The following is a 4,944-nucleotide window of genomic DNA, read 5'->3' on the forward strand; positions in this document are numbered from 1 at the left end:
AACTAAATCCTTTGCGAAGGTTAAGTTGTAAATTAAAAAATCATGCAACTGAGGATGTGTGAAATGACGCAGTTATTAATGATGTTAGTTTTAGCCTTGTTAGCTTTAGCTATGTAAAAGAATAACTTAGAAAATTTATGCGATTTTTTTGCTGGTAATAGGTGATAATAACTTATTGTTAATTATATATTTTTAAGAATTAAGTGATATGCCGTACTGTATGTGCCATATCCCTTATCGTTAGAGTTGTATTAAACCCGCACCGGTCTTTTTTACCTCACATTGCTTACGATGAAACAGTATTAATCTATAACATTTTGATTTTAATGTATAAAAAATAATTAGTCGTTAAAGTCAACTGATTGGCTTGCTTATTGCTGACGAGTTAACGCAAACAAAACTTTTCAATGTCCGATTAGTAAAATCGGTTAACGAACTAGATAAGAGAGATAGATTAATCATGATGAAACAAACAAATAATAAACTGATTTTAATGGCAGCAGGATTTATAGCTGTTTTCGGGTATTTTTTTGCTGACACCGCTAAGGCACAGCCTAGGCAATTTGTTAACGGCGTGTTAACGGTAGACTTAACGCCGCAGTATTGGGCAACGGTATTAAAAGCACCTGGTAATGCTTATAACGGCGTTGATGCCAATGGCAGACCAACGGAAGAACAATGGCAAGAGGATGTGAATGGCGAGAAAAATATGTTTTTTGATAACGGTAAGATGGGCATTATTGCTGGTGATGCAGTTAGCAATCGGGATTTTTACTTAGATGATTGGTTTAGCAAAAGTGAAATTCAAAACTTACGCAGTAGGCAAATCATAGGCCCTTCTTATACAGAATCCGGTGTGACGGTCGCATTCAATAAAATCTATTATCACAATATTAATCCGCTGTTAAACGACAATGGCAAGATTCCTATGCATCGATTACCGTTTAGCGAACCGTGGCCTAAGCCACAATTTAAAATGCTGACCCGAGAACATCCCTATAAACCTAAAAACGATGAAGGTCGTAATCCGCAGGGAACAACGGCCAGTTTTGATGATAGTTCACCGTTAACGACGTTTGCCGGGCAAATTGGTTTTGGTGGTGCGTTTAGGGTTAACGGCCGATATGGTTATATTACCGTTGGTGATTTAGCGCTTCATTATGATGCCAATCGGCCTAATGTGAATGGTACCGATGCGATTACCGGTAATCCAGCCGGTAAACCCGGAACTGATGGCTGGTATTTTGTTAATAATATCGGCTTTAAAGATGTAGGTGCATTTGAGACGGCTAATACTGAGCTGACTATCACAGACAACACATTTACATTAACCGGAGAGCTTGTGTTTGCGTTATTTTGGGGTGGCAACGCGGGTGGGGTTGATGTTTACAAAGCAGGGACTTTTAGCTTTGTCGGGCAGTTGCAATAAACGTTATAGGGAATAATCCCTGCAATACAAATTTTGCTATTTTTCTCGTTCCCACGCTCCGGCGTCACTGCCATTAAGTTAAGGAATATAACCAAATAATCAATAACTTGCATGTTGTATTTTCTGAAATAGTCTTCCGTAGGTCTGTCTACCTCCTGCATCCATGCAGTCGTAACCCAACCTACACAACACTAATTATTTGATTCTTAATAGTTACCTCTTAACTAAATGACAGTGCGCCAGAGCGTGGGAACGATGAGAAGTCAGGGCAGTTATCTGAATCACAGTTTAAAAAAGTAACCTTTAAATTGCTTGCTTATTGTACAAACACTCTTATAATTAGGTTACTCTTTAATTACATGTTTAATTGATGTCTAAGAAGAAAAATAAGCGAGGCCGCAAAGCGTTGCCGCCGGATAAGAAAAAGCCGCCGCAACCGACGATAAAAATCAACGAAGCGTTATTACCGTTTGTTAAGTTATTAAAAGCAGAATTTAAGGCTAAACGCGTGAGCGACGATACGTTGAACCGACTGACTGAATGTTTACTTGAGCCAGGCAGCGAGCATCTTATTAAAGAGCATTCTGGCGACCATTAAGTTGGGGGATGCTAAAACCGCCATCTCCCTTCAATAACTATCGCCTAGTTGTTTGAGTAAGCTATTCTGGAGGTGAGTGTCATGAAAAAAATAAAAACACATAAATCATTCGATTACATAAAATTCTATGGTTATTTTGGCTTAATGGTGGTGGCCGTTGTCTTTTACACCATTTTTTTCGCTAAGCTTTAACACATTAAGACAAAAGGCGTAGTTGTCGCTCACTGCGCCTTTGAAAAAATCCCGCCAAACGCCCCCGCATTTATTTGTTTTCGCCCTATATACTTTGAACGGCCACATTCGGTATCTTGTGTTGTTGTAGGGTGCGCTGTGCGCACCTTTTTTCATTGATTTTTATGATGTTATAAAGGTGCACACAGTGCACCCTACATAGCTAAAAACCGAAAACCTCACCGTTTGAAGTATAATCGCCTACCTTTTAAATCTCTTTGTGCTATCAGTTATATGGCGACTCGACTCTTGGTGGCTTCTGCGTATGCGCTGAAAAATTCTAAGCGCTATCAACGGGGTAAGCGTTTTTTTTACGATTTATTAGAAAATCCTGATAGTCGATTAAAGTCAAACTTTGATATTGTGATGATTGGCTTAGTGATTTTTAGCGTGGGTTTATTAATCTATGAAGTCGATAAGCCGTTAACTGAATTAGGTATTGCGTTTGAGCAAAGCGTGGTAACGGTGTTTATTATTGAGTATTTATTACGTGCCTGGCTTTATAACGATTGCCATAAACTAGTCATCGCTCATTTCGAGAAAACCCAATATCTCAATATTCCTTTCAAAATCAGTACGGTTCTAAAACAAATCCTCATTAAAAAGCTTAACTATGCGCTTTCGCCGCTAGCGATAATTGATTTATTAGCGATTTTGCCTAGTTATCGACCGTTGCGAATTCTGCGGTTATTTTTGATTTTTCGCTTATTCAAATTATTTCGCTATCTGAACAGCTTAAAATTATTTACCGAGGTATTGGCTAGTAAGCGTTTTGAGTTATTCACCCTGGCTTTGTTTTTAAGCTTTGTGGTTTTCATCGGTAGTACCGCCATTTATCTGTTTGAAAAACCTAGTCATAATCCAGAAGTCCAAAATTTGTTTGATGCGGTTTACTTTACGATGGTGACGGTATCGACGGTGGGTTATGGCGATATAGCACCGCATACGCCAGGTGGGCGTTTAGTGGCGATGTGTATTATTTTAAGCGGCTTAGGTGTATTTTCGTTTTTAACGTCAATTATGGTGTCTGCATTTAGCGATAGGATGCAGGACATGCGCGAAAATCGCACTTATAACGAATTAAAGCGTTTTAACGAGTTTGTGATTATTTGCGGCTTTGGTCGAGTAGGCGAGCATATCGCTAAGCAGTTGGCTAAAGATAAGCAGCGTTTTGTTGTAATTGACAATGATGCGACGAATGCATTGAAAGCTAAGCAATTGGGTTATTTAGTGATTCAAGATGATGCGAGCAAAAACAGCGTGTTAACCCATGCTGGGATTTTGCATGGCGCGAATGCGGTGTTGTGTACGACAGGTAATGATGTGGTCAATGTGTATATCACGTTAACCAGCCGTTTTTTGAATCCGACTATACGCATTATTTCACGGGCTAATCAGCGTGAAAATATTAAGAAATTGTATCAAGCCGGTGCTAATGATGTTATCCAGCCTTATCAAATTGCAGGTTTAGTTGCCGCTGAATATGTTGGGCAACCAGTGGCTTTTGAGGCTATTTTTGGTATTTTACGTCAGGAAAAACAATGTATTATGGAAACAGTTGAGATTCTTGCCGATTCTTGGTTACAGCATCAAAACCTAGCGACTATTAATTTCCATGAAAAAAAACTCATACTCATTGGTGTAATTAGTGCGAATCCTATCCATAGCCAACATAAGTACCGTTATCAAGTCAGTCATAGACATTTTTATTTTAATCCTGACTTAAATTTTGTTTTACAAGCCGGGGATTTATTATTGTTGTTAGGACGAGAAGTGAGTATTGAGTATTTTCGCGATCAACTGCGTTTAAGTGGTCTCGCTAAGAGCGCATTATGAAATCAATTGCGATATTTGGTTATAGCGTCATGGCGTTGGAAGTTATGGCGAGATTGCAACAAAGTTTAAACAAAGTTGTGTTTGTTGCACAAAATGCGAACGAAGCGACGACGGTAGCTAACTTGGGTTATCCTACGCGAATGTTGGATTTTCGTAATGATGAGCAGCTTGAGGCGTTAGGGATAGGCAGTACGATTGATGTGATTTTCTGTTTTTATCCGAATGATTCAGATAATGTCTTTTTAACGCTTTCAGCGCGGGCGTTAGATGTAGAGTTAACGATTATTGCGATGGTTGAATCGCCCGATGCGGCGGAAAAGCTGTTAGCGGCTGGGGCAAATAAGATTATCGACCCCTACGAAATTTGCGGTCAGAAAACCCATGAAATGCTGATACGTCCTGATATTTCAACCCTATTAGATCATACGGTATTTGGGCAACAAGACTTAAACTTAGCGCAAGTCGAAATTCCTGCCGGGTCTTATCTAGCCAATACGCATATCCGTGAGTTAAATCTTAATACTAGCCATAATTTACTGCTGATAGGTGTGGTTGATAAAGAACTTGGTGAGCAAATATTTTTTGCTATTGATGGTACTGAACATCATTTAGATGCTGGTGATATTTTAATCGTTTTAGGTATTGCTTCTGAGATACAAGCGTTTAAGCGGGATTTATTAATATCGGTTGTCAACTGAGTGTAATGACTTGTTTATACTTCTAAACGGTTACATTCGGTTTTTACAGCTCGCTGTAGGGTACGCTACGCGTACCTTTTTTATTGATTTTATTTACGATTTTTTTCATGGTACGCGCAGCGTACCCTACTCAAAAAACCGAAAATTTAAAC

4 protein-coding genes are annotated in these 4,944 nt (G+C 39.0%); all 4 read left to right on the top strand.

The annotated features are described in order from the left end of the window. The first annotated feature begins 460 nt into the window (after positions 1 to 460). The 4 genes from VZ94_RS16700 to VZ94_RS16715 all read left to right on the top strand — a co-directional run bounded on the left by VZ94_RS16700 (position 461) and on the right by VZ94_RS16715 (position 4,792). On the top strand, positions 461 to 1,429 hold the full coding sequence (locus VZ94_RS16700; protein ID WP_131655605.1) for a hypothetical protein: 969 nt from the start codon (positions 461 to 463) through the stop codon (positions 1,427 to 1,429). 370 nt (positions 1,430 to 1,799) lie between these two features. Next, positions 1,800 to 2,027, top strand: a complete 228-nt coding sequence (locus VZ94_RS16705) for a hypothetical protein (protein ID WP_045780092.1) — start codon at positions 1,800 to 1,802, stop codon at positions 2,025 to 2,027. A 465-nt stretch (positions 2,028 to 2,492) separates the two neighbouring features. Next, the gene (locus VZ94_RS16710) at positions 2,493 to 4,094 is read left to right on the top strand and encodes a potassium channel protein (protein WP_045780093.1); all 1,602 of its coding nucleotides are present in this window, start codon (positions 2,493 to 2,495) and stop codon (positions 4,092 to 4,094) included. Continuing rightward, positions 4,091 to 4,792, top strand: coding sequence for a potassium channel family protein (locus VZ94_RS16715; RefSeq protein ID WP_045780094.1), 702 nt, complete (start codon positions 4,091 to 4,093; stop codon positions 4,790 to 4,792). Before VZ94_RS16710 ends, VZ94_RS16715 begins: the two co-directional genes overlap by 4 nt. Positions 4,793 to 4,944 lie beyond the last annotated feature (152 nt).

Source organism: Methylocucumis oryzae, from assembly GCF_000963695.1.
Lineage (GTDB): Bacteria > Pseudomonadota > Gammaproteobacteria > Methylococcales > Methylomonadaceae > Methylovulum > Methylovulum oryzae.

Bases quoted from the DNA above. Each gene is read 5' to 3' on its own strand.
- VZ94_RS16700 (WP_131655605.1), top strand. From the start codon at position 461: ATGATGAAACAAACAAATAATAAACTGATTTTAATGGCAGCAGGATTT.
- VZ94_RS16705 (WP_045780092.1), top strand. From the start codon at position 1,800: ATGTCTAAGAAGAAAAATAAGCGAGGCCGCAAAGCGTTGCCGCCGGAT.
- VZ94_RS16710 (WP_045780093.1), top strand. From the start codon at position 2,493: ATGGCGACTCGACTCTTGGTGGCTTCTGCGTATGCGCTGAAAAATTCT.
- VZ94_RS16715 (WP_045780094.1), top strand. From the start codon at position 4,091: ATGAAATCAATTGCGATATTTGGTTATAGCGTCATGGCGTTGGAAGTT.